25 protein-coding genes, 1 pseudogene and 1 riboswitch are annotated in these 22,675 nt (G+C 72.6%); of the genes and pseudogenes, 5 read left to right on the top strand and 21 right to left on the bottom strand.

Annotated features, from left to right (window positions below; genetic code table 11):
• Positions 1 to 24 precede the first annotated feature (24 nt).
• A riboswitch (glycine riboswitch) is annotated at positions 25 to 119 on the bottom strand.
• Between the two features lie 20 nt (positions 120 to 139).
• The 4 genes from D9V37_RS13000 to D9V37_RS21065 all read right to left on the bottom strand — a co-directional run bounded on the left by D9V37_RS13000 (position 140) and on the right by D9V37_RS21065 (position 2,374).
• Positions 140 to 736 carry a MerR family transcriptional regulator gene (locus D9V37_RS13000; RefSeq protein WP_121806765.1) on the bottom strand — a complete coding sequence of 199 codons (597 nt, stop codon included), beginning with the start codon at positions 734 to 736 and terminating at the stop codon, positions 140 to 142.
• 155 nt (positions 737 to 891) lie between these two features.
• Positions 892 to 1,434, bottom strand: coding sequence for a bifunctional nuclease family protein (locus D9V37_RS12995; RefSeq protein ID WP_121806615.1), 543 nt, complete (start codon positions 1,432 to 1,434; stop codon positions 892 to 894).
• A 19-nt stretch (positions 1,435 to 1,453) separates the two neighbouring features.
• A complete protein-coding gene (ftsR, locus tag D9V37_RS12990; RefSeq protein WP_121806614.1) occupies positions 1,454 to 2,194 on the bottom strand; it encodes a transcriptional regulator FtsR in 741 nt (246 codons plus the stop codon).
• A gap of 18 nt (positions 2,195 to 2,212) precedes the next feature.
• On the bottom strand, positions 2,213 to 2,374 hold the full coding sequence (locus D9V37_RS21065; RefSeq protein ID WP_456299570.1) for an FHA domain-containing protein: 162 nt from the start codon (positions 2,372 to 2,374) through the stop codon (positions 2,213 to 2,215).
• A 48-nt stretch (positions 2,375 to 2,422) separates the two neighbouring features.
• On the opposite strand from D9V37_RS21065, the gene D9V37_RS21060 reads away from it, so the two are divergent.
• Positions 2,423 to 2,668: a hypothetical protein gene (locus D9V37_RS21060; RefSeq protein WP_456299572.1), complete on the top strand. Its 246-nt coding sequence runs from the start codon at positions 2,423 to 2,425 to the stop codon at positions 2,666 to 2,668.
• An 8-nt stretch (positions 2,669 to 2,676) separates the two neighbouring features.
• Here the strand turns inward: D9V37_RS21060 and D9V37_RS21055 are convergent.
• The 6 genes and pseudogenes from D9V37_RS21055 to D9V37_RS12960 form a co-directional block, all read right to left on the bottom strand.
• A pseudogene (locus D9V37_RS21055) lies at positions 2,677 to 2,724 on the bottom strand (hypothetical protein); the annotation flags it as partial.
• A gap of 129 nt (positions 2,725 to 2,853) precedes the next feature.
• On the bottom strand, positions 2,854 to 3,240 hold the full coding sequence (gene gcvH, locus D9V37_RS12980; RefSeq protein WP_121806764.1) for a glycine cleavage system protein GcvH: 387 nt from the start codon (positions 3,238 to 3,240) through the stop codon (positions 2,854 to 2,856).
• Positions 3,241 to 3,250: 10 nt separating this feature from the next.
• Positions 3,251 to 4,036 carry a DUF881 domain-containing protein gene (locus D9V37_RS12975; protein WP_121806613.1) on the bottom strand — a complete coding sequence of 262 codons (786 nt, stop codon included), beginning with the start codon at positions 4,034 to 4,036 and terminating at the stop codon, positions 3,251 to 3,253.
• A complete protein-coding gene (locus tag D9V37_RS12970) occupies positions 4,029 to 4,361 on the bottom strand; it encodes a small basic family protein (RefSeq protein WP_121806612.1) in 333 nt (110 codons plus the stop codon). Before D9V37_RS12970 ends, D9V37_RS12975 begins: the two co-directional genes overlap by 8 nt.
• Positions 4,358 to 5,209, bottom strand: coding sequence for a DUF881 domain-containing protein (locus tag D9V37_RS12965; RefSeq protein WP_121806611.1), 852 nt, complete (start codon positions 5,207 to 5,209; stop codon positions 4,358 to 4,360). The genes D9V37_RS12970 and D9V37_RS12965 overlap by 4 nt, the downstream gene beginning before the upstream one ends.
• Entirely contained in the window at positions 5,193 to 5,795 is a 603-nt protein-coding gene (locus tag D9V37_RS12960) for a CDP-alcohol phosphatidyltransferase family protein (RefSeq protein WP_121806610.1), read from the bottom strand. Before D9V37_RS12960 ends, D9V37_RS12965 begins: the two co-directional genes overlap by 17 nt.
• A 124-nt stretch (positions 5,796 to 5,919) precedes the next feature.
• Between D9V37_RS12960 and D9V37_RS12955 the strand changes: the two genes are divergently transcribed.
• On the top strand, positions 5,920 to 6,357 hold the full coding sequence (locus D9V37_RS12955) for an HNH endonuclease (RefSeq protein WP_121806763.1): 438 nt from the start codon (positions 5,920 to 5,922) through the stop codon (positions 6,355 to 6,357).
• 6 nt (positions 6,358 to 6,363) lie between these two features.
• Here the strand turns inward: D9V37_RS12955 and D9V37_RS12950 are convergent, their stop codons facing one another.
• Genes D9V37_RS12950 through D9V37_RS12940 form a run of 3 tightly spaced genes read right to left on the bottom strand, consistent with a single transcriptional unit; the run spans position 6,364 to position 9,070 of the window.
• Positions 6,364 to 6,885 carry a hypothetical protein gene (locus D9V37_RS12950; RefSeq protein WP_121806609.1) on the bottom strand — a complete coding sequence of 174 codons (522 nt, stop codon included), beginning with the start codon at positions 6,883 to 6,885 and terminating at the stop codon, positions 6,364 to 6,366.
• A 50-nt stretch (positions 6,886 to 6,935) separates the two neighbouring features.
• On the bottom strand, positions 6,936 to 8,006 hold the full coding sequence (locus D9V37_RS12945; RefSeq protein WP_121806608.1) for an SGNH/GDSL hydrolase family protein: 1,071 nt from the start codon (positions 8,004 to 8,006) through the stop codon (positions 6,936 to 6,938).
• 32 nt (positions 8,007 to 8,038) lie between these two features.
• On the bottom strand, positions 8,039 to 9,070 hold the full coding sequence (locus D9V37_RS12940) for a GDSL-type esterase/lipase family protein (RefSeq protein ID WP_158604468.1): 1,032 nt from the start codon (positions 9,068 to 9,070) through the stop codon (positions 8,039 to 8,041).
• Between the two features lie 97 nt (positions 9,071 to 9,167).
• Here D9V37_RS12940 and D9V37_RS12935 point away from each other — a divergent pair, with 97 nt between their 5' ends.
• Positions 9,168 to 9,587 (top strand): hypothetical protein, encoded by a 420-nt coding sequence (locus tag D9V37_RS12935; protein WP_147455941.1) that lies wholly within the window; start codon positions 9,168 to 9,170, stop codon positions 9,585 to 9,587.
• Between the two features lie 175 nt (positions 9,588 to 9,762).
• Here D9V37_RS12935 and D9V37_RS20080 read toward each other — a convergent pair whose 3' ends face one another.
• The 6 genes from D9V37_RS20080 to D9V37_RS12905 are packed head-to-tail and all read right to left on the bottom strand — an operon-like array spanning position 9,763 to position 16,072.
• Positions 9,763 to 11,070, bottom strand: a complete 1,308-nt coding sequence (locus D9V37_RS20080; RefSeq protein WP_158604467.1) for a glycosyltransferase — start codon at positions 11,068 to 11,070, stop codon at positions 9,763 to 9,765.
• Positions 11,067 to 12,056: a glycosyltransferase family protein gene (locus tag D9V37_RS20270; protein WP_158604466.1), complete on the bottom strand. Its 990-nt coding sequence runs from the start codon at positions 12,054 to 12,056 to the stop codon at positions 11,067 to 11,069. The genes D9V37_RS20080 and D9V37_RS20270 overlap by 4 nt, the downstream gene beginning before the upstream one ends.
• Positions 12,053 to 12,859, bottom strand: coding sequence for a glycosyltransferase family 2 protein (locus tag D9V37_RS12920; RefSeq protein WP_121806604.1), 807 nt, complete (start codon positions 12,857 to 12,859; stop codon positions 12,053 to 12,055). Before D9V37_RS12920 ends, D9V37_RS20270 begins: the two co-directional genes overlap by 4 nt.
• Positions 12,856 to 13,878, bottom strand: a complete 1,023-nt coding sequence (locus D9V37_RS12915; protein WP_121806603.1) for a glycosyltransferase — start codon at positions 13,876 to 13,878, stop codon at positions 12,856 to 12,858. The genes D9V37_RS12920 and D9V37_RS12915 overlap by 4 nt, the downstream gene beginning before the upstream one ends.
• The gene (locus tag D9V37_RS12910; protein WP_232524902.1) at positions 13,875 to 14,921 is read right to left on the bottom strand and encodes a glycosyltransferase; all 1,047 of its coding nucleotides are present in this window, start codon (positions 14,919 to 14,921) and stop codon (positions 13,875 to 13,877) included. The genes D9V37_RS12915 and D9V37_RS12910 overlap by 4 nt, the downstream gene beginning before the upstream one ends.
• A gap of 50 nt (positions 14,922 to 14,971) precedes the next feature.
• On the bottom strand, positions 14,972 to 16,072 hold the full coding sequence (locus tag D9V37_RS12905; protein ID WP_158604465.1) for a glycosyltransferase: 1,101 nt from the start codon (positions 16,070 to 16,072) through the stop codon (positions 14,972 to 14,974).
• A gap of 189 nt (positions 16,073 to 16,261) precedes the next feature.
• On the opposite strand from D9V37_RS12905, the gene D9V37_RS12900 reads away from it, so the two are divergent.
• Positions 16,262 to 18,031: an EAL domain-containing protein gene (locus D9V37_RS12900; protein ID WP_121806600.1), complete on the top strand. Its 1,770-nt coding sequence runs from the start codon at positions 16,262 to 16,264 to the stop codon at positions 18,029 to 18,031.
• A gap of 247 nt (positions 18,032 to 18,278) precedes the next feature.
• Positions 18,279 to 20,549: a putative bifunctional diguanylate cyclase/phosphodiesterase gene (locus tag D9V37_RS12895; protein ID WP_121806599.1), complete on the top strand. Its 2,271-nt coding sequence runs from the start codon at positions 18,279 to 18,281 to the stop codon at positions 20,547 to 20,549.
• Positions 20,550 to 20,580: 31 nt separating this feature from the next.
• Here D9V37_RS12895 and D9V37_RS12890 read toward each other — a convergent pair whose 3' ends face one another.
• Complete coding sequence (locus tag D9V37_RS12890) at positions 20,581 to 21,303, bottom strand: TetR/AcrR family transcriptional regulator C-terminal domain-containing protein (RefSeq protein WP_121806598.1); 723 nt, start codon at positions 21,301 to 21,303, stop codon at positions 20,581 to 20,583.
• A 107-nt stretch (positions 21,304 to 21,410) separates the two neighbouring features.
• On the bottom strand, positions 21,411 to 22,631 hold the full coding sequence (locus D9V37_RS12885; protein ID WP_121806597.1) for a mechanosensitive ion channel: 1,221 nt from the start codon (positions 22,629 to 22,631) through the stop codon (positions 21,411 to 21,413).
• Between the last annotated feature and the right edge of the window lie 44 nt (positions 22,632 to 22,675).

Here is a 22,675-nt window from a genome sequence, read left to right as displayed (position 1 = left end):
CGTCGATGCGAGCTCCTGAGGTGCCTGACCAGCACGGTCCTTTGCGCCTGAGAGGTTCCGGGGAGTGTTGCCCCTTCGGCGCCCCACCACCTGCGTGGGGACTCTCCCGTGCGGGATCGTCAGCAGCGTCGAGTCTAGCTCAACCGGCGCTGCGGGCCCGCCGCCGCACGGCGAGCTCGTCGTCGGCGGGGGTCTCCTCGCCGGCGCGCTCGCTGGGCAGCTCGGCCAGCGAGCCCTCGATCTCGCGCCAGACGCCGCCGATGGCGATGCCGAAGACGCCCTGCCCGCCCTGGAGCAGGTCGATGACCTCGTCGTTGGAGGTGCACTCGTAGACGCTGGCGCCGTCGCTCATCAAGGTCACGCGGGTCAGGTCGTCGGTGCCGCGCTGACGCAGGTGCTGCACCGCGGTACGGATCTGCTGCAGCGAGATGCCGGCGTCGAGCAGCCGCTTGATCACCTTGAGCAGCAAGATGTCGCGGAAGGAGTAGAGCCGCTGAGTGCCCGACCCGGTGGCCCCGCGGACGGTGGGCTCCACCAGTCCGGTGCGCGCCCAGTAGTCGAGCTGGCGGTAGGTGATGCCGGCGGCGTTGCAGGCCATGGGACCGCGGTAGCCGAGGTCGTCGGGCAGCGGCGAGACGTCGTCGCTGAACAGCAGACCCTGCTGCTCGGCGGCGCTGGCCGCCTCGAGGCTGGCCCCGTCGACCTGGGAGGTCTCGAGGTCCTTGCCGTTGCCCATCGCCATGAGTCAGCCTTTCGTACCACAACCGTGGAGTTACACCCGTGATCCTCGTCGAACCACGAGCAACGACGGTACGGCCGCCTCCGCGCCCTTGGCAAAGACGACGCGCGGCGTGTCGGAAACCTTCACCCTCAAGTTGACGTTGAGGTTGCTCACGAGGTGGAGGGACCCTCCTCCTCGAAGTCCTCGGGCGTCACCTGGTCCAAGAACTCGCGGAACCGCTCGACCTCGTCCTCCTGCTGGCCCTCGCTGATCGGCTCCCCCGAGCCGCTCCCCTCGCCGGCCTCGTCGCTCTCCTCGAGGCTGCCCACGGCCAGCCCGCTGGTCTCCAGCAGGTCTTCCGCGCACACGATCCGGGTGCCGGTGCGCAGCGCCAGCGCGATCGAGTCCGAGGGACGGGCGCTCACCTCGACCCCGGAGGCGAAGGCCAAGGTGGCGTAGTAGACGCCCTCGTGGACCTCGGTGATCCGGATCTCGGCCAGGTCGTTGCCGGTGGCGTCGATGACGTCCTTGAGGAGGTCGTGGGTCAGCGGCCGCGGCGGCACCACGCCCTGCTGGGCGAAGGCGATCGCGGTGGCCTCCACCGCACCGATCCAGATCGGCAGGTAGCGCTCCCCCGAGGACTCCCGCAACAGCACGATCGGCTGGTTGCTGGGCATCTCCACCCGGACCCCGACGACCTCGACCTCACGCACGGCTCGACCCTACGCTGCTCTACCGCAGCGACCGCAGCCCGATCTTGACCAGCGAGGCGTGCAGCCGCACCGAGAGCGCGGCGATCTCGTTGACCGACTGCGCGGCGCGCCCCTCGGCGCCTTCCTCGCGGCTGCGTCGGATGGGGGCCACGACCTGCTCGACCAGGCCCACCTCGCGATCGGCGGCGGTCTTGAACGAGCGCAGGTGGCGCGGCTCGATGCCGAATGCGGCCAGCTCGCCGGCGGTCCGGGCCACCACCAAGGCGTCGCCGTCGTAGTGCGGCGAGCCGGTGCGCCGGCGCACCAGGCCGTAGGACTCCAGCTCGGTGAGCAGCTCGTCGGTGATGCCGGCGGTCTTGACCAGCTCGCGGCGCGAGATCCGATCGTCGCCGGCGCTGCTGCCGTAGGAGTCCGGGGTCGGCGTGCCGTCGTCGGCGTTGACCAGTCGCGGCAGCACCGGCCCGACGCCGGCCCCCCGCGGTCCGGCCGGGTCGCGCCCCTCGTCGAGGGCCTGCAGCTGCTCCTTGATGACCCGCAGCGGGAGGTAGTTCTCCTTCTGGGCCCGCAGGATGAACCGCAGCCGGTCCATGTCGGAGTCGGAGTACTTGCGGTAGCCCGACGGCGTCCGCTCGGGGTGCACCAGGCCCTCGGACTCCAGGAACCGGATCTTGGACTCCTTGATGTCCTGGTCCGGGAACTCCTGCTTGAGCTGGGCGAGCGCCTCCCCGATGCTGCGGCGGGAGGGGGCTGCCGAGGTCATCGTGGCGCCACGACGCGGTTACTCGTCGCCGGCGAAGTACACGAGCCGGAACTTGCCGATCTGCACCTCGTCGCCGTTGCTCAACGCGCTCTCGTCGATGCGGTCGCGGTTCACGTAGGTGCCGTTGAGGCTGCCGACGTCGCTGACCGTGTAGCCCTCGGCGGTGCGACGGAACTCCACTCGGGGTGCCGCCCGGCGGTCACCACGTCCTGGTCGAGGAGGAAGCGGTTGCCGGCCCCCGGACCGCGCTGGACCACCAGCAGCGCACTGCCCTGGGGCAGCGCGTCCACCGCGGCGGCCTCATCGGCGTCGAGCGCGGCGTGCTCCTCGGTCTCCGGAGCGGGCGCCGGGGTGGCGCTGCCCCCGCCGAGCCCGAAGGTGATCGTCGCCGAGCTGTCGGCGGCGTCGGGCTCCTCGACCGGCACGGCCGGCGCCGGGGCGGTCGTGGCCGGCTCCAGGCGCGAGCCGCACTGAGAGCAGAAGCGGGCCTCGCCGGGGTTCTCGTGTCCGCATTGGGTGCAGAACGGCATCGACTCGGTCCTCCTGCTTGCCGAAGATGGGTGCTGCCGGGTGTCCGGCCCTTCAACCGCCAGTGGAGGTTGAGAGGGCGAACCTATCAAGTCGCGGCGGCCGCCACGCCGGGTCCGGGTCCTGGACCCTCAGCCGTCGAGACCGGCCGAGTACGTGGCGTCGTCGAGGAGCGCGTCGAGCTCGCTGGAGTCCGACGGCACGACCTCGAACAGCCAGCCCTCCGCGTAGGGCTCGGAGTTGACCAGCTCGGGGGTCGCGTCGAGCGACTCGTTGCGGGCGACGACCTCGCCGCCGACCGGGGCGTAGATCTCGCTGACCGACTTGGTCGACTCCAGCTCGCCCACGGAGTCGCCGGCCGCGACCGTGGTGCCCACCTCGGGCAGCTGGACGTAGACGATGTCGCCGAGCTGGTCCTGGGCGTAGTCGGTGATGCCGACCCGCACCGAACCCTCCTGCTGACCGGGCTGGCGCACCCACTCGTGCTCGGCGGTGTACTTCAGGTCCTCTGGGATCACCGGCGACACGCTACTGCCCCGAGGTGGCGTCCGTCGGCGCGGTGGCCGGGACGGTGGAGGAGACCTTGACGGTCGTCGGCTTGTCGACCTTGACCGACCCGTCGTTGGCCTTGACGTCGTAGCTGAAGCCGAGCGGGAAGTTGAGCGCGCTGGACAGGGTGGACGGGTCGCCGATGACGTCGATGACGTACGGCGGGTCGACCTGGTGCCCGTCCACCAGCAGCCCGGAGTCGTCCTGCTCGAAGGAGGTCTGCGCGATCACCCGCACCGAGTCGTCGAACTCCATCGCCTCGGCACCGGCCGCCCGCAGCTCCTCCACCGCGTCGAGCAGGTTGTTCAGGCTGACCTTGCCCTCCGGGTCGTTCACGGTGATCCGGATGCCCGGTCCCTCGGCGGGCAGCGTGCCGGCCAGGATGCCCAGGGTCTGGGCCTGGTCCTTGGCGCGGTCGACGGCCGCCTGCCGGGCCTGGGTCTGATCGGTGAGCTGACGCCGGGTGCGCTCGAGTCCGGCGATCTCGCTGTCGGCGCGGCGGGACTGGGCGTTGAGACCGTTGAGCACCTGGACCAGGTCGGAGGTGCGCAACCCCGCGTAGGTGTCGTCGCGCTCGTTGGACTGCACCTGGGTGACCATCGCGAACCCGAGCAGCCCCAGCAGCACGCCGCCGACCGCCTGGCCGCGCGAGGGGTGGCGCAGGGTGGCCAGCAGCCGCGCGCGGGAGTCGGCCTTCCCGGCGTCGAATCTGTTGGCGTCGGATCTCTCGGCGCCGAGATTCTCAGCGCCGAATCTCTCAGGCATGGAAGATGTGGCGCCGGATCGCGGCGACGTTGGAGAAGATCCGGATCCCCAGCACGACGATGACGCCGGTGGACAGCTGCGCGCCGACGCCGAGCTTGTCGCCCACGAAGACGATGAGCGCGGCGATCACGACGTTGCTGACGAAGGAGATGACGAAGACCTTGTCGTTGAAGATCCCATCGAGGAACGCGCGCAGCGCGCCGAAGACGGCGTCGAGGGCGGCCACGACGGCGATCGGCAGGTAGGGCTCGAGCCACAGCGGCACGTCTGGCTTGAGCACCAGCCCGAGCACGATGCCGACCACCAGACCCACGACCGCGATCACGACGCCCCTCCCTGCTTCTGCGTGGCCGGCTGGGCGTAGCGCAGCGTCTGCTCCCCCGCCGCCGGCAGCGACAGTCTCGTCGCCTTGGTGATGCTCAGCCGCAGCCCGACCTCGCGTTCGAGATCAAACCATGCCGCCCCGTCGGTGGTCGCGGCGAACCGCGACGGCAGCCGGTCGGGGTCGCCGAGCACCAGCAGCCGGTAGGGCGGGCGGAGCGGGATGAAGTTGACGTTGATCGCCGTGCCGGCCTGCCGGATCGGGCTGAGGTTGGTCAGCCGCTGCCCGTTGATGCTGATCGCCTCGGCACCGGCCTCCCACAGCGCGTTCACCAGCCGCTGCAGGTCCTTGTCGAGCACCCGCTCGCGATCGGAGTCGGCGTTCGCGGCGTCGTCGGCGACGACGGTGACGCCGCGCCCGTGGGCCGCGCTCTGCCCGGTGAGCAGGGCCAGGCGCTCGACGCGCGCCAGCAGTGCCGCGCTGGCCGTGGTGCCCGCCGCGCGCGTCAGGACCTGGTTCTGCTCGGTGAGCCGTCGGGCGGTGTCGATCCGGGAGTCGAGGCTCTGCCGTCGGGCGGTGATCTGCTCGATCAGCTGGGTCCGCTCGTCGGCGACGGTGACCGCGCTGCGGCTGGTCTGGGTCGCCGCGGTGAGCACGAGGAGCCCGAACGCCGCCAGGGTCACGGTGGCCGCCACCCGGGCGCCGCGACCGCCGGTGGCCGGCTGGTTGCGGGTGATCCAGCCGTAGTCCTCGTCCATCGCGTGGCCCGAGAGGTAGGCGATCAGGCCCTGGCTGATCCGCTCCTGCTGCTCGCCGGCCTGCTCGCGGTCGCGGTCAGCGGGCGACGACACCGGGAGCCCGTCTGCTCCGGTCGGCCAGCAGCCGTCGCACCTGCCAGGCGTAGAGCAGACCGGCCCACCAGTAGAGCCCGATGCCCCAGATGGCGAAGGCCCACCCGAAGACCTCCGCCAGCAGTGCCATCACGCCGCTGCCGTCGCCGAGCAGCAGCAGCGGGAACGCGTAGAGCAGGTTGAAGGTGGCCGCCTTGCCCAGGAAGTGCACCGGCAGCGCGGAGTAGCCGCGGGTGCGCAGGAACGGCACCAGGCACCACAAGAACGCGTCGCGGGCCGGCAGCACCAGCACCATCCACCAGGGGATGATCTCGCGCCAGCCCAGCCCGACCACCACGGCCAGGATGTAGAGCCGGTCGGCCACCGGGTCGAGGATCTCCCCCAGCCGCGAGGTCTGGCCCAGCTTGCGGGCCAAGAAGCCGTCAAGGTAGTCGGTGATGCCCGAGAGCATCAGCACCACCAGCGCGAGCCCGTCGAGCTCGGGACCCAGCACCAGCCACAAGAACACGGGCACGCCGAACAGCCGCAGAGCGCTGAGCAGATTGGGCACCGTCCAGACGCGCGACGTCGCGGAGTCGACGGACACTGCACCTCCTGCACCTGCGCGACGTGAATTTCACTCGACGTGACGCTGCTGCACTGTAACCGTCTGCCATGCTGGGACCGAGCCGGACCGCGGGTCGGCCATGGGCAGGGCGGAGGTGGTGGCCATGACCACCGTCATCGTGCTCAACGCCTCCTACGAGCGGCTGCACCAGGTCTCCTTCAAGCACGCGGTCAAGATGCTGTTCCGCGAGGTCGCGGTGGTCGAGGAGGCTCTCGACGACCGGATGATCGGGCCCCATCGCTGGCCCAAGGTGGTGCGCCTGGTCCGCTACGTCGTGACCAGCTGGATGCACCGCCCGGCCGTCTACGGCCGCAGCTCGGTGCTGCGTCGTGACCGGCACCGGTGCGCCTACTGCGGCGGCCCCGGCCACACCCTCGACCACGTCGTCCCCATCTCGCGCGGCGGCGGGTCGACCTGGCTCAACACCGTGACCGCCTGCGGCGGTTGCAACGGCCGCAAGGCCAATCGCACCCCCGAGGAGGCCGGGATGCGGCTGCTCGTCGAGCCCTGGGTGCCCACCCGTGCCCAGGTGGCGGGCTGAGGGACACTAGCGCGCCTCGGCGTCGATCTTGAGGACCCCGTCGGCCTGGACCAGCCGCAGCCGGGTGGCGTCGGTCGTGACGCGGCCGTCGCGGTGGGTGTAGGTGACCCGGTAGGCGACGACGCCGTCGACGGGCGAGACGGTGATGTCGCTGGGGTCGGCGCGGGTGATGTCGCCCCAGAACGCCCGATAGGAGCCGAACCCGCCGCTGGCGGCCTGGAACGCCGGGGTGAGCGCCTGCCAGGCCGAGGCCTGGTCGGCGGTGGCGGTGTCGAGGTACTGCACGAGGAAGTTCTTCATGTCCTGGGCACTGGGCAGCACCGGGGTGGGCGTCGCGGTGGCCGGGGCGGAGGTCTCGCCCAGCGCGCGGGTGGGAAGTGCACTGGCCGAGGACGAGGCGGTCGCGGTCGCCGCGCGGGGCCGCGCGTCGTCGTGGTGGAGCAGGCTGGCGCCGAGCAGCACCATCCCGAGCACCGCGAGACCGGCCAGCACCACAGCGGCGGCGGTCAGCACCGAACGGGAGGTCACCCCCGCAGTCTCCCCGACCCGGCGCGATCAGGGGACGGATCCGGGCCGGATCAGGGGACGGTCAGCGTGGTGGTCGGCCCGTAGGGCGAGATCATCCGCTTGCGCACGGCCTGCAGCTGGAACTCGTACGTCCCGGCTGCGAGCAGCCGGGTCTCGAAGTGACCGTCGGCGACGTCGCGCGGCACGACCCGCCACACGCCGCCCGCCTCACGCCAGCGCAGCCGGGCACCGGTGAGGGCCTGGGTGTCCCAGGTGACGACCGCCCGGCCGCCCTCGTCGGCCACGACCGCCTCCAGGTTGCGCCGCCACACGTCGTCGGGGGCGCTGCCCGGCTCCTCGGTGAGCACGCCGAGGCTGACCAGCGCCTCGGCCACGTGACCGGCGATCAGGGCCTCGCCCGTCGGGTTCGGGTGCAGGCCGGCGTAGGTGTCGCGCTCGACGTCCCACCCGTCGCGGGTGTGGGCGATGACCACCGGCGAGGTCGTGGTCGAGAGCTCGCTCACCGTGGCGCGCAGCAGCGCGTCGTAGGCCCGGATCTGCTCGTGGATGTCGACCGGCCGGCTGCGCTGCACTCCCAGTACCGGCAGGACGACGATCTTCAGGTCCGGCGCCGCGGCCCGCGCCTGGGTGATCGCCTCGCGCAGCGCCTGGTCGGTCTGCTCCGGCGTGCGCCCGTGGAGCAGGTCGTTGACTCCGGCCTCGAGCACCAGCACGTCCGGGCGCTCGCGGGTGACCTCGCCCCGGATCCGCGCGGCCAGCGAGCTGAGCATGGTGCCGGTGATGGCGAAGTGGTCGGTGTCGAAGTGGGGGTCGGCGTAGGAGGAGGTGTCGAAGCCCTCCTGCACGAAGGGCAGGTGCCGGCTGCCGACGAAGTTGACCGGCACGTGCTGGCGGCGGAACTCCTGCCAGAGCCGGAACCGCCAGGTGTAGTCGCCGTTGAAGCCCTGGGTGATCGAGTCCCCGGCCATCAGCACGCGCAGCTTGGGGTGGTGCGGCACGGACGTCGAGGCGACGCGCTGCGGCTCCTGGTGGGCCGACCCGTCGACGCCGGCCACCGTCACCGAGAACGCCGCGGTCGCCAGCACGGCGACCCCGATGCCTCCGCGCACGACCCGCTTCACGGGCCGACATGCTAGATGACCGGGCCCGCCGATCACGAAACGCGGAACCGGGTCGCCGGGCCGAGCGGCGAGACCATCGCGTGCCGAATGGCCACCAGCCGCACCTCGTAGCGACCCGCGGGCAGTCGCAGCGTCCGGTGACCGGCGCGGAACCGGCCGGGCTGGAACCGGGCGCGAGGGCCGCCGACGCGGCTGAGCCAGATCCGTACGCCGGTCAGCGACTCGCGGTCCCAGGAGATCTTGACCCGGTGGTGGCGCACCCGGACCACGGCCGTCAGGTCGCGATGCCAGACCACGGGGCGGTAGATCTGGCCGACCTGGGGCAGCACGCCAATCTGCTGGAGCGCCTCGGCGATGTGCTGGGCGATGAGGGTCTCGCCGGTCGGGTTCGGGTGGAGGTAGTAGTAGGAGTCCGTGACCGGGGACCAGCCCGCGGTGGTGTCGGCCAGCGTCACCGGCGACAGCGGCGTCGAGAGCTCCTGCACCAAGGCGGGCAGCATGGCGTCGTAGGCGGTGATCGCGGCCGGTAGTCCCGGCACGCCGCGGATGAACGCGCCGAGCACCGGCGAGACGATGATCTGGGTGTCGGGCTTCGCCGCGCGCACGCCGGCGACGTAGGCCCGCAGCGCATCGGCGGTCTGGGCCGGGGTGTCGCCGTAGCGCAGGTCGTTGACCCCGGCGGCGACGACCACGACGTCGGGCTGCTGCGTGGCCACCTCGGCCTGGATCTGGGTGGCCAGCCACGCCAGCCGGGCACCGCCGAAGGCGAAGTGGTCGGTGTCGAAGTGCGGGTCGAGGTAGTGCGAGGTGCTGAAGCCCGCTGCGACGTACGGCAGGCTGCGCGAGCCGACGAAGTCGACCGGCACGCCCTGGGCCTGGAACTCCTGCCAGAGCCGGTAGCGCCACGTGTAGTCGCCGTCGAAGCCCTGGGTGATCGAGTCACCGCTGAGCAGGATCCGGACCGGACCCGTGGTCGCGGCGCCCGCGTGCGCCTGGGCCGTCAGCGCCAGCAGGACCGCGACGAGCACTCCCCTGGTCAGCAGGGCGAGGAGCCGGACGGTCACGAGGCAGGAATCTAGGCAGGATCTTCGCCGCAGTCCCAGGAATGGACAAAGTGCTCACGCATCACAGGTCACATCCGCCCTGGGTGACGATGGGGTGGTGTCCGATCGTCCCGAGCGACGCCGTGGCTCTCGTGCCCTCGTGTCGCTGATCCTGGTGCCGTGCCTGGCCACCGGGTGCGGCCGGGCCGGCGTGGCCAAGGACCTCGACCCCGGCTCCGGGCGTCGCGCCGTCGTCGCCTCGCTCGACCAGCGGTTGTGCGGCGGCCGCATGCGCGTCATCGAGGACAGCCGGCCCTACTGGGTCGGGCTGTGCCAGAACCGCAGTGCGTTCGAGGACCGGGTGGTGTTCTTGGCCTTCGACTCCCGCGCCGATCGGGACCACTACCTGGCCCAGCTCGAGTCGTGCTTCGAGGAGGGCAGCTACACCGAGGGCCCGCGCTGGTTCGCGATGTCGGTGACACGCGCCGACACCGCCACGCTGCGACGCGACGGAGCCCGCGCCGTCCGCTGTGGTTGACCTGGTGGCGAGGGACGGCCGGCGGAGCCGATCCGCACCGGCTCGAGCATGGTCGTGGAGAGGCGCCCACCCCCGCGCGGCGCCTCTCCACGACCACGATGAGAACAGTATGACCGAAATGTTGCTTTTGTAGAGGGTTTGTGGAATGGTGCGCCCTCACATCGCTCCGCGCCCGTCAGTCCTGGAGCCAGGCCTGCAGGGAGAGCCGGCTCGCGTCGTCGAGGTCGACGTGGACCGAGGTCTGCCCCACCGGCACCTCACCGGGCGGCCAGCGGCGCGCACGGCGGTACTGGCGCAGATCGTGCAGCGACCCGACGACCTGCCCTCGGCTCCCGGTCAGCACGGTGATGGCGGACGCGTCGAAACCGCCGGCGTGCTCGACGGCGGCGGCCCAGGCGCTCGGAGGACCGGACGCCGGCAGCGCCAGGTGCAGGTGCCAGGCGTAGGCGTGGTCGAGCCACGCCTGCGGCCCGGGATCGGCCTCGGCGACGACCCGCGGGTCGGAGGCCACCAGCGCAGCCGCGTCCGCGGGCAGGGCCACGTGGGCGGTGGGCAGCCCGCTGAGCACGGCGTCAGCGGCCACCAGCACCTGCGTAGGAGTCAGCTCGGCGCTCACGGTGACCACGAGTGAGGGCTCACCGGCCAGCAGAGCCCGGTAGCCGGCGCCGGGCGCGTTGAGACGGGCGGCGATCGCCGTGGTCTCGTGCAGCTGGTCCGCTGCGGTGCCTCTCGGGCGCCCCGGCTCGCCGACCGCCGGTCCGTCGTGCCAGGCGACCGCCTCGCCGACACGGCCGACCAATCCGCCGTGGCGCCAGCTGCGGTGGGCCAGGTCCCAGTCCTCGCCGCCGTAGCCGACGAAGGACTCGTCGAAGCCGCCGATCTCGTCGAACCACCAGCGGCTGCAGGCCATGACCGCAGCGATCACGTAGCGGTAGGACGTCGCGTCGGCCCGCCGCAGGTCCGCGGTCTCCTCGTAGCCGCGAGAGAGCCACTCCGGCTCGGCCAGGACGCGGTCCTGCGCGGCGTCGGGGAGCCGCGCCGCGGGCGGAGCGTCGGAGAGGTCCGCGTGACGCCTGCGCCCGACCACGAGCAGCTCGGGATGGTGCAGCAGCGGCGCGGTGAGCCGCTCGAGGTACTGCTCCTCCGGTGTGGTGTCGGCGTCGAGGAACACCAGCAGCTCGCCGGTGCAGCGGGCAGCCGCCCGGTTGCGGGCGGCTGCGGCCCGGAACCCGCGGTCGGGCTGGGTGACGACGTCCACGCCCGGGCGCGGCACCGGCGGGGGCGATGAACCGTCGTCGGCGACCACCACCTGGACCGGGCCGACGCTCTGGCGGGCCAGGGCGGTCAACGTCCGCTCCAGCTGCCGCGGCTGCTCGTAGTGCGTGACCACCACGCTGATCGAGCGGGCGGGGGGGTGTGGTCCGCCCGTGGCTTCGTCCCAGGCGTTGCCTGCCACCCCGCGTCCCCAGGGCGGGGCGCTCACCGCTCGGACCACCAGGCGCGGTAGATCGCCGCGGTGTCGCACAGGTGCGGGGTGGTCGCGACGTGCTGCGGCAACCAGGTCGACGCCGGGTCGCGCAGGTCCGAGGCGATGGCCTCGGCGAGCCCCTCGTCGTCGTAGAGACGCGTGCAGCCGGGGCGCAGCGCGGCCATCTCGCGCGCGTACCGGCCCTCTCGCACCAACGGACGGCGTCCGGCCGCGATCCACAGGTTGGTCGAGCCTGAGGCCGAGACGTTGCGGTGCCCGCACACCGCGACGTCGACCCGGCGCAGCCAGCGTTCCAGCCCGGCATCGGTGAGGTAGCCGGTCACCCGGAGGCCGACGCCGGCACCGGCCGCCTGCTCGTGCAGGTCGCGTACCAGGCCGCGGTGGCCGGGGGCCGGCGCACCCAGGGCCACGACGTCGGCGCGCTGGTCGCGGCCCAGTCGGGCCACCGCGGCGAGCACGTCGGCGTGGCCCTTGCCCGGGTAGACGAAACCGGCCACGGCGACCAGCGGCCGACCCGGCGGCGCCGATCTCGCTCCCTGTGGCGGGCGCTGCCGGCCGGCCCGGCTCGTCGCGATGATCGGCAGCGGCGCCACCAGTCCCCCCTCGCCCGCGTCGAGGTGCTCGCGCGCCAGCGTCAGCTCGTGGTGGGAGGACACCGCCCATCCGCTGCACCGGCTCAGCAGCAGTCGGTAGGTGTCTCGGCGGCGGGCGAAGCCGGCACCGTCCGTGGCCTGCGGCAGGTCGTGGAGGGTCAGGGTCAGCCGGGTGCGCTCGTGCAGCTCGGCGAGCGCGGCCAGGCACGCTGCGGGGTCCTCGCCGAGCAGAGCGGCGTTGAGGTGCACGTGCACCTGGCGACCGGCCGCGGCCGCGCGCCACGACGTCGTGGTGACGGCGCCGACCTCCTCGGCGAGCTGGGCGCCGATCAGCCGCACCCCGTGCCGGGGCGGGCCGAGCAGCAGGTGGACCGGCGGCGCGCTCACCGGCACACCTGCCACCGACCGTCGACGACCTCCACCGCACCCATCTCGCGCAGCTGCTCCAGCCAGCCGGTCATCGGCCACCAGCCCCACCGGTCGTGGAAGATGCCGGCGTTGCGGACGATGTCCTCGCGATGGCCGAGCGGTGGGCTGTCCACCGGGTGCCACTGGTGGTAGCCGCGGGCGGACCCGTTCCACCTCAGCCGCATGCCGTTCGCGGCCAGCCGCTGCCCGAAGTCGGTGTCCTCGCCGCCGTAGCCCTCATAGCTGGGGTCGAAGCCCCCGCTGCGTCGCCAGCCCTCGGCGTCGAGGGCGAACGAGAGCGACCAGAACAGCTCCCAGCGGTCCTCGCCCACCACCGCGCCGGGTCCGGGATCGGGACGGGCCGGGTGCGGCGCGTGCAGGCCGGGCAGCGTCGCGGGGTCGTAGGGCCGGTCCTCCGGTCGCAGGTAGGTCACCGGTCCGCACCAGACCGCCAGCGGGTCGGGCTCGGCCGCGGCGTAGCCGGCCAGCGTCTCGCTGTCGACGAGCACGTCGACGTCGAGGAAGACCAGCCGTCGGGCGCCGGCGGCCAGGGCGGCGTCGGCCCCGGCGTTGCGGGCTGCCGCGAGCGGGAGCCCTCGTGTGCCGCGACCCAGCCGTACCACCTCCGCGCCGGGCACCAGGTCGGCGACGTCCGCGTCGTCCATCGCCACGACGACCCGCACGTCTGGCCGGCGACCCCGCAGCAGCGACCGCTCCTGGCGCCTCAGGTGGTCGTGGCGGCCGTGCACGACCGTGATCACGGCCAAGCCCTGCTCGGTCATCGGCCCTCGACCATCGCGGCCACCACCTCGACGAAGCGGTCCCCCGCCCGGCCGTCGCACCAGGAGTCCCAGGCTTCACCGTCCAGCTGCGCCGCCGCGGCGAGCACCTGCGGAGCCTGGGGGCCGGGTAGGTCCTCGAGCACCAGCGCCGGCCAGGAGCCGGAGGCCAGCTGCGCTGCGGTGTGCGCCTGCTCGAGATGGGGTCGCGGGGCGGGGATGACGACCGCCGGCGTCCGCGAGGCCGCCACCTCGGCCACCGAGGACTGACCGGCGCGGGTGACGACGACGTCGGCCGCGCACAGCTCCTGCCAGGGATCGTCGACCCAGTGCCCGGGGCCGAGCGCCGTCACCGACCAACCCTCGAGCCGGGCACCGAAGTCGTCCAGCTCCCGGGGCGTCCAGGCGTCGCCACCGCGACCGGCCATCACCACCACGCGCCGCCGCCCGGCGGGCGCTCGGGCGGCCTCGGCCGGTGCGTAGCGCGAGAGACCGCCCAGCGCGACGAGCCGGCTGGCGGCGGTGGCGGGCAGGCCGCTGACCATCGAGGTGGCCGTCGCCGGCCAGAACCCGACCAGCCGATCGGAGACCCCCAGGCCCAGCTGGTGGGGCCGGTCACCGCGATCACCGGGGAGGACGACGGAGAGCACCGGGACGCCGTGGAGCCGGCTGAGGAGGGCCACCTCCTGCGAGACGTCGCTGATCAGCAGCGACGGTCGGGCCTCGTCCAGCCACCGCGAGAGCAGCGACATCCGGCGGCGCAGCCCGTCGTGGTGACGTGGCACCCAGTGCAGCCGGCCGTGCGCTGTGGCATCGACCGCGGTCGCCGCGTCCTCGTCGTCGCGGGGCAGCTCGACCCAGCCGAGCGTCGACTCGTCGAGGTCGGCCGGCCGGGGCAGGCTGGAGAGCACGACCACCTCGAGACCGGTCGCGCGCAACCGGTCGCCGAGGTTGCGCGCCCGCTGCAGGTGTCCCAGTCCCTGGTGGTGGACGTAGTAGCCCACCGTGAGCCGGCTCGTCACGAGGCGGCACTCGGGACGAGATCGTCGTAGACCGCCTCGTAGCCATCGACCATGGCCTCGATGCCGTAGCGCTCCTGGGCGTAGCGGCGCACATCGGGCCGGGGCAGGGCGAGCGCCCCGCGGATCGCCAGGGCCAGGTCGTCGACGTCGTCGGCGCGGGCCAGGCACCCGCCCCGGGACCCGACCACCTCGCCCAACGCGCCGCGGTCGAAGGCCGCCACCGGGGTCCCGGTCGACATCGCCTCGGCGGCCACCAGGCCGAACGGCTCCTCCCAGACCGGCGTGACCAGGGCGACCGCGGCCCGCTGCAGACGCGCACGCAGCCGGCGCCGGTCCAGGTGACCGCCGTACGTCGCGTCGGGACCCAGCCGGGGCGCCACCTCGCGGGCGAAGTACCCGGCGTCGACGAGGGGGCCGTAGAGGTCGACGGTCAGGCCGGCGCGGCGCGCGGCGTCGAGCGCCAGGTGGGGAGCCTTCTCGGGCACCAGCCGCCCGCTCCACACGGCGCGCTCCCCGCCGGTGCCGTAGCCCCAGAAGTCGGTGTCGACGCCGTTGTGCACGACCGTCGAGGGCACCGCGTGCGCCCAGCTGCGGCGCGTCGCGTCGCTGACCGAGATGAAGCTTGAGCCCTTCGGGGCGAGGGCCACCGCCGACTCCAGCCACGGCAGCGGCGGGGTGTGCAGGGTGGTGACGACCGGGACCCGCAGCGTCGAGGCCATCGCCACCGGCAGGTGGTGCAGGCTGTTGTTGTGCACCATGTCGACGTCGGTGCGGGCGGCCAGGGCGAGCATGAGGCCCAAGTAGGCGTGATGCTCCTGCATCCACAGCTGCGGAGGCGCGGCGACGTCTCGACGCGCGGACTCGCTCACCACGAGCTGGGGCACGTCGAGGAGGTCGGCGCCCAGCACGGGGTCCGAGCCCGGTCCGGCGAACAGCATCACCCGGTGCCCCCGGGCCCGCAGCGCGAGCACCAGCGTGTGGGTGTGGGCCTCCAGGCCGCCGGCGAACGGCTCGACGATCGGGAAGCGGCTCGAGGCGACCACGCAGATGGTCAGTCGTCGGCCGGCTCGCCGTCGTGTGGTCGACCCGGTCATCACCGCGACCCGCTCAGGACCGGCACCCGGTCGGCGCCCACGAGGTGTGCGTAGAGGGCGGTGTGCCACGCGGCGGCGCGGTGACGGCGCTCGGCCTGGACGCGGGCCGAGTCACCGGCCAGCGCCCCCTGCCGGCTGCGGTCGATCAGCGCGGTGACCGCCCGCTCGAGGCTCGCCTCGTCCACGCGGTCCTCGTCGGCGGTGTAGATCGCGTCGGCGCCCTGGTCGGCGTACCCGCCGAAGCCGGGGGCCGCGACGAAGGTGCCGAGGTCATGGCACATCTCCAGCCAGCCCGAGTGCGTCCCGAACCGGTAGGGGAGGACGGCGACCTCGTGCTCGGACACGGCCCGCCACAGCTCCTCGTCCGACATCGGGTCGTGCGCGACCACCTCGACGCCGCGGTCCGCCGCCTCCCACAGACCGTCGCGGACACGGCGCTCACGCTGGGTGGCCGGCGCCGAGACGACACCACGGTGCACCAGCACCCGCAGCCGGGCACCTCCGCTGCCAACGGCGCGCTCGAGGGCAGGCAGCAGCCGCAGCGGCTCGCAGTTCTCGCGCAGCGACTTGCACGCCACCGCGACCACGGGTGGGGTCGCCGGCTCCACCTGGGCTCGGCGCAGCCGCTCGACTCGGTACCGCCGGCTCTGCTCGACCGGCACCAGCGGTGGGTGGGGATGCACGAGGGCCGAGACGCCCCACCGCTCGCGGATACGCCGCGCCGCCCACGGCGTGAGCGTGACCACGACCCGGGCCGCGGGCACCAGGACGTCGAGCTGGCGGTCCAGCACCGACGGATCACCCTGGTGGGGACTGCGCAGGTCGTGGACCGTCAGCACCAGCGGCCGGTCGGACCCCTGGAGGAACGAGGCGAGCTCCTCGAGCTGCTCGGGTGTGCGGTGGTCGAAACCGAAGTGCACGTGCACCAGGTCGAAGTCGCAGCGCGCCAGCCACGCCGGTTCCAGCAGCCGATGCGGCCACCATCGGTCCCCCGCCGGCTGCTCGGGCCGGTCGGGGTCGGGGTCGGGCTGCACGTGCAGCCCGGGTCCGCCGGGCAGGGCAGCGTGGATGGTTCGGGGGTACGGATGGTTCGCCGGCACCGAGATGAGGCGTATCGACGTGGAGGACCTCACCGAGTTCCGCGGCGAACGGGCGTGATGGACGTGGGCACGTCCGCAGCGTGGCAGTCGCAGCCACCCGGCGACCGCATCTTTGAGGGTGCTCTGGTGTGACGGTGCGGGCTTGGGTGTTTCGCCACCGGACCTCCAGCCAATTTGTACGATTGATCCATGTCCGGCGCCGGTGAGCTCGAGGTCGTCGCGTCGCTGGCCCATGCCGCCGACGAGACCTCCACGCTGAGCGCTCTGGCTGCGCTCTCGCTGCCGGTGCTCGGCGCCGACGCGGTGGTCTTCTTGCTGATCGGCACCGACGGCTCGCCGCTGCTCCTGGTCCACCGCGCCGCCGGCGAGTCACTGGCACCGCAGGTGGTCGATCGCCCGTTCCGACCGACCGGCGCCGCCGCGGAGCTGCTCGCCGGGCGTCTCCTGCTGCGCCTGGACCGTGGCGACGCGCTGCTGAGGTCGATGGGACTGACGCCCACCGATCACGCGGCAGGCCCGCTGCTCGGCGTGCCGATGAGCATCGAGGGGCAGATCGTGGGCGCCGCCTTCGTGGCGCGTCACGCCGAGCGCGGCAGCTTCGGCGAGCCCGAGGAGCTGCTCACGCACACGCTGGCCGGCGTCGGCGCCGAGGTGGTGCACCGGGTGCGGCGCTTCCGGGCGCTGGAGATGCTCACCCGCCACCTGCGCCAAGACGACGACGCCGCCGCCGACAACGCCGACGGATCCCCAGCGATCCGCCGGCTGCTCGCATCGGCCCGCGACGTCGTCGGCACCGACCTGGTCTTCCTCTCCCACCTGGACGGTGCGCGCGAGGACGTGGTCTACCTCGACGCCGCTCCGGACGCCCCCGGCCTCGACGAGGGGATCTCCTTCCCCCGCGAGGAGGGCTACTGCTCGATGGTGCTCGCGGGCACGATCCCGCCCTCGGTGCCCGACCTGGAGTCCAACCCGTTCACCGCGGCGCTCCCGATCACCCGGGCGCTCGGCGTCGGCGCCTACTGCGGCACGCCGGTCATGCTCCCCGACGGCCAGCTCTACGGAACCTTGTGCGGGCTCAGCACCGACCCGTCCTCGCCGCTGACCCACGAGCAGCTGGCCGGTCTGAGTGCGATCGCCGCGATGATCGGCTCGGAGCTGGCGATCGAGCAGAGCAACCAGGAGCAGCTGGGCGTCGAGCGGGCCGCCTTCCTCGACCGTCTCGGCGAGGAGAGGCGCAGCGCGCGGCTCGAACCGGTCGTCGACCTGGCCACCGGCCGGCAGCGGAGCTGGCGCGTCATGGCCGAGTTCGTCGACCCCTGGGGCGCCCCGCGCAACCCGCAGACGGTCTTCGACGAGGCGGTCGACCTCGGCCTGGCCCGCACGCTCGAGCACGACGACCTGGTCCGCATGACGCAGGCGCGTCACGAGGTGCCCGCCGGCAGCGGGCTGTGGCTGGCGACGTCGGCGCGCGCGATGCTCGACAACGACAACCGCGCTCTTCTCGACGAGATCCTCCTCGAGGGCACCCGGGACATCACCCTGGAGCTCATCTGGTCCCGGCGCGACGTGTTGACCCGCCGGCTGCGCCAGATCCTCGACGAGCTGCGACTCCACGGCGCGTCGTTGGCGTTGCGGCTCGACGACGCCGGCCTGGTCCAGCTCGACGTGCTTGCATCAATTCGACCCGACGCGATCGTCTTGGACCCGTTGCTCACCGACGACGCCGAGAGCTCGTCGCAGGCGCGGGCGCTCGTGGCCGCCCTGGCCACCATGGCCGTCGAGCTCGAGGTCGCCCTGGTCGCGCTGCGCATGGACCGGCCCGAGCAACTGGAGCTCATGCACGCGCTGGGGGTGGCCGTCGCCAGCGGTGCCGCGGTCCGGCCGAGCGGTCCGGACGCTGCCGCCGCCGGGGCGGACGAGGACCGCGACGCCGACGGCAGCCTGACCGTCAGCTGCTGACGCGGCGGCGGTGCGGAGCCGACCTGCACCGATCCACCCGCACCGATCGCGGGCGCGCGAACGCCGACGCATGAATATCGCGTAATCCCGACAAAAGGTGCGCGCTCTTTTTACGCTGGAGACAGGAGCCACCGGCTCGAGTCGACGATCCAGGCAGTCAGACGTGTCCCAGGAAGCACCACCGGTCCGCGAAGGGCACCGTGCTGCCCGACCCGACCCCGCACCGGCGCCGGTCGCGTCGTCGGCGATGTCGACCCTGCAGGAGCTACGAGGGCTGATGGCCGGCCTCAGTGCGGGCCTCCAGCTGCAGGACACGATGGCCGCCGTGGCCCATGGTGTGGTCGCCGGCCTGGGGTTCGGGGTGGCCGCGATCTCGATGGTGCAGCGCGACGGGAGTCTCGAGGTCACCGCCGTGTCGGGCGAGCCGGCCGCGGTGACCGCGCTCCAGGGTTTGCGTTCGCCGCGGTCGGAGTGGGACCGGATGCTGGCCGCCGCCGAGGCGCTCGGGCCCACCGATGCTCTGCGTCTGCTGCGCCACGACCAGGCGGACGTCTGGGACGAGGACCTGGTGCCGTCGTGGGTCCCCGAGCCGTCCGCCGTCGAACCCTCGGCGGACGGCCGCCGGGCCTGGCACGAGCTCGACTCCCTCTTCGCTCCGCTCTACTCACCCGACGAACGTCTCCTGGCGGTCCTGAGCGTCGACCTGCCGCCGGGCGGCCTCGAGCCCACGCAGGAGATGTACGCCCTGCTCGAGCTGTTCGCCGCCCAGGCCTCGACCGCCTTGGAGCACGCCCGGCTCCACACCGACCTCATGGCCGCCCACGAGGCGGCCCGCACCGCTCTGGCCACCCGGCTCGAGGGACTCATCGACGCCTCACCCGCGGCCATCGTCGAAGTGGACCGGCAGGGTCTGGTCAGCCTGTGGAGCAAGTCGGCCGAGACCATCTTGGGACTCAGCGCCGCCGACGTGGTCGGCGCTCCCCTCCCCCAGCGTGCCGACCGGCCGCTGGACCTGCACGCCGTCTTCTCCTGGCTCGAGGCCGGGGAGGCACTGCCGCTGTCGTACCTGGGGTGGACGCGACCGGACGGCGACACCGTTCGGCTCGAGGTATCCGCCAGCGCAACGCACACCCCGGCCGGTGAGCTGCACGGCGTGATGGCCCTGCTCTCCGACGTCTCTGATCGGCACCGCCTGGAGCAGGAGGTGCTTCGCCACTACACCCACGACGCCCTGACCGGACTGCCCAACCGAGCCGTACTGGTCGAGCGCCTCACGCAGCAGCTGACGGATCGGGACAGCTGTGTGGCCGTGATGGTCGTGGACCTCGACGGCTTCGCCGACATCAACGACAGCCTCGGCCACGATCTGGGTGACCATCTGCTCCAGGCCGTCGCCCGGCGGCTGGGCGAGTCGCTGCGAGCCGACGACCTGCTGGTGCGCATCGCGGGCGACCAGTTCGCGATCCTGCTCGGCGACGCCGCGGACGCCACCGATGTCACCGCACGCTGCCACCAGACGCTCCGAGCACTGCACCGCACCTTCGACCTCGGCGGGCTCCCGGTCGACGTCGAGGTCAGCATCGGGCTCGCGAGCGCCGAGCAGGACGACGCCGAGCAGGTCCTGCGCCGCGCGGACCTGGCGATGCACGAGGCCAAGAGCACCTCGAGCGGGCTGGTCACGTTGACGGCGGCCGAGATCGCCCCGCCCTCCGACCGCGTCCGGCTCCTCGGCGAGCTGCGCAGGGCGTTGGAGAACGACGAGCTGGTCGTCTTCTTCCAGCCGCAGGTCGAGGTGACGACCGGTGCGTTGTGCGGCGTCGAGGCGCTCGTCCGCTGGCAGCACCCGCGTCACGGTCTGCTGCTGCCGGGTTCGTTCCTGCACGTGGCCGAGAACACCGCGCTGGTGGGTCCGCTGACCTCGAGGGTGCTCGACCTGGCCTGTGCCCAGATGCAGACCTGGTCGGCCGCGGGACGCGACATCTCGGTGGCCGTCAATCTCTCGGCCCGGAGTCTGTACGACCGCCGTCTGGTCCACCAGGTGCGCACGTCGTTGGACCGGTACTCGGTCGCGCCGGGCCGACTACGGCTGGAGGTGACCGAGAGCGCGGTCATGCACGATCCACGTCGTGCGCTGGCGGTGCTCACCGAGCTGGCCGACGACGGCATCCCGCTCTCCCTCGACGACTTCGGGACCGGCTTCTCCTCGATGAGCCACCTGCGGATGGTTCCGGCCCGCGAGCTGAAGATCGACCGCTCCTTCGTGCGCGACATGGTGCGCGAGCCCGACGACGCCGTCCTGGTCAGGTCCACCGTCGACCTCGCCCACAACCTGGGGCTGGCAGTGGTCGCCGAGGGGGTCGAGGACGAGCAGACGCTCCGTCAGCTGGAGCGCCTCGGCTGCGACGTGATGCAGGGCTACCACATCGGTCGCCCGATGAGGGTCGACGAGTTCGAGGACTGGCTGGAGGCGCGAGCACCCGTTCATTCGTCCGAGGTGCCCGCACCGGTGCACGGCTGATACCTCTGCCGACCCTGCGGACCCCTGGCGGTCACTGCTCGCTGCGGATCAGGGCCAATCGGTTGATGAGCTCCTCCAACGCGATGTCGAACTCCGCGGCCGAGTGGTCCTCCTGCAGCAACCCTCGGAGCCGGTGCACGGTGGGGTGGGCCGAGAGGTCGGCGTCGCCGTCCTCCTCGAGCACGTCGAGCGGACCGAGGTCGGCGCCGAGGGTCGCGACCTCCAGCAGCAAGATCCCCAGCAGGAAGCTGGAGCAGGCGCGGTAGGCCTCGACCGCGCCCTGCTCGGTGAACCCCTCCTCGATCAGGCCGCACAGGAAGTGCTCGACCCAGTCGACGCTGCGCAGGGGTGGTCGCAGCCAGGGCGCCTCGGTCGGCCGCGAGGCGACCAGCGGGAACGCCTTGGGGTGGGCGAGGGCGACGCGCCGGATGCCGTGCGCCATGCGCTGCACGAAGTCCTGCCACCCGTGGGTGGGTGCGTCGATGACGTCGGGGTCGTCGTCCATCTCGGCCAGGACGGCCTCGACGACCGCGTCGAGGAGCTGCTCGCGGCCCGGGATGTGCCGGTAGAGCGACATCGCCTCGACGCCGAGCATCGCGCCGAGTCGTCGCATGGTGAGCCCGGCCATGCCGTCGGACTCGATGTAGGACAAGGCGGCTCCGACGATGCGCTCTCGTGAGAGCGGCGTCCGGGCGGACGGCGGTTCCTGGCCCTCGACCACCGCCAGGTCCGCGTCCGGCGGCTCGTTGGTCACCTGGGTTTACCTGCCATGGTCGAGCCAGGATATCGCCGGACGCCGCGACCCGGCCCATCACACGAGTGTGGCGTGACGGACCGGGCCGGGCGTGCAGCGGATCCCGCCTAGGAGACCGGACCGTCGCCCGAAGCGCCGGCGCCACCGGTCGCCGTACCGGGCGTGGCGGTCCGGCTCTGCAGCCGGTCGAGCTCGCGAGCCGCGGCGTCCCGGCCGCCGAGCCCGAACGCGAGGGCAGCCGCGGCGGCGGCCCCGACGACCACCGACCCGAAGGCGAGGTTGACGATCGAGTCGGCCAGCCCCATCGAGCGCAGCCCGATCGCCACGAACAGCGCGATCGTCACCCACCGCAGGTACGTGCCCGTGCGGCCCTCGACCAGCCGGGCCACGACGTTGGCGATCACCACGCCGGCGGCGATCACGGCCGCGCCGAACACGACGCGACCGGCCACCGCGAGCACGGTGTTCAAGATGTTGGTGACCTCGGGGAAGTCCAGCACGCGGGTCGCGGCGATCGCGAAGAACAGCACGATCGCGACGTGCACGATGCGGGCCACGATCGTCGAGGGCGGCGTGGAGCTGTTCAGGCCGAGCTCGGAGACCGAGCGGTCCACCCCCAAGCCACGCAGCGTCGACTCCAGGATCGGTGCCACCAGACGGCCGACGAAGTACCCGATGCCCAGCAGCACGGCGGCGGCCAGGATGCGGGGCAGGGCGTCGAGGATCTGCTGCAGCATCGAGGTGGCGGGCTCGGAGATGGCACGGATGCCGAGCACCTGCAGCGCCGAGATCGCCACCACGATCATGATCAGCCCGAACGCCAGCTGGCCGGCGATGCTCGACAGCTGCGGGCTGCTGGAGGTCGTACCTGCGGCCGAACCGGTCGGCGACGCGTCGTGGTCGTCGGTGAGTCGTGCGAGCCACCGGTCGGCGCCGGCCGTGCGCAGCGACACCTCGACCAGCTGCCGCACGATCTTGGCCAGCACGAACCCGATGAATAGGATCAGCGCCGCCCCGATCACGCCGGGCAGCACCGCCAGGATCCTGCTCAGGAAGTCCTGGATCGGCGAGACCACCTGCGTGAGCCGGAACAGGTTCAGCACGGCGACCAGACCCAGCAGCCACACCACGAGCGAGGCGATGGTGCCCAGCGACTCGGCGAGCGTCTCGCCGTCCTTGCCCTGCTTCTTGATGAACGCGGCCCGCTCGAGCTGCTTGGTCAGCACCCCTTTGATCAGTCGCGCGATCAACCACGTCGCGAGGAGGATGACCGCTGCTGCGACCACCCGGATGATCAGCTGCGGGAAGTCGAAATCGTCGACAGTCACAGTATTCGTCTCCTGATAGGGGCCGGCACGCCTGCGGTGTCGGT

Source organism: Nocardioides mangrovicus (assembly GCF_003674065.1).
Classification (GTDB): domain Bacteria; phylum Actinomycetota; class Actinomycetes; order Propionibacteriales; family Nocardioidaceae; genus Marmoricola; species Marmoricola mangrovicus.
This window is presented reverse-complemented; position numbering and strand designations above follow the sequence as displayed.

Bases quoted from the DNA above. Each gene is read 5' to 3' on its own strand.
- D9V37_RS12920 (WP_121806604.1), bottom strand. From the start codon at position 12,859: ATGACCGAGCAGGGCTTGGCCGTGATCACGGTCGTGCACGGCCGCCAC.
- D9V37_RS12895 (WP_121806599.1), top strand. From the start codon at position 18,279: ATGTCGACCCTGCAGGAGCTACGAGGGCTGATGGCCGGCCTCAGTGCG.
- ftsR (WP_121806614.1), bottom strand. From the start codon at position 2,194: ATGACCTCGGCAGCCCCCTCCCGCCGCAGCATCGGGGAGGCGCTCGCC.
- D9V37_RS12955 (WP_121806763.1), top strand. From the start codon at position 5,920: ATGACCACCGTCATCGTGCTCAACGCCTCCTACGAGCGGCTGCACCAG.
- D9V37_RS12900 (WP_121806600.1), top strand. From the start codon at position 16,262: ATGTCCGGCGCCGGTGAGCTCGAGGTCGTCGCGTCGCTGGCCCATGCC.
- D9V37_RS12975 (WP_121806613.1), bottom strand. From the start codon at position 4,036: ATGCCTGAGAGATTCGGCGCTGAGAATCTCGGCGCCGAGAGATCCGAC.
- D9V37_RS13000 (WP_121806765.1), bottom strand. From the start codon at position 736: ATGGGCAACGGCAAGGACCTCGAGACCTCCCAGGTCGACGGGGCCAGC.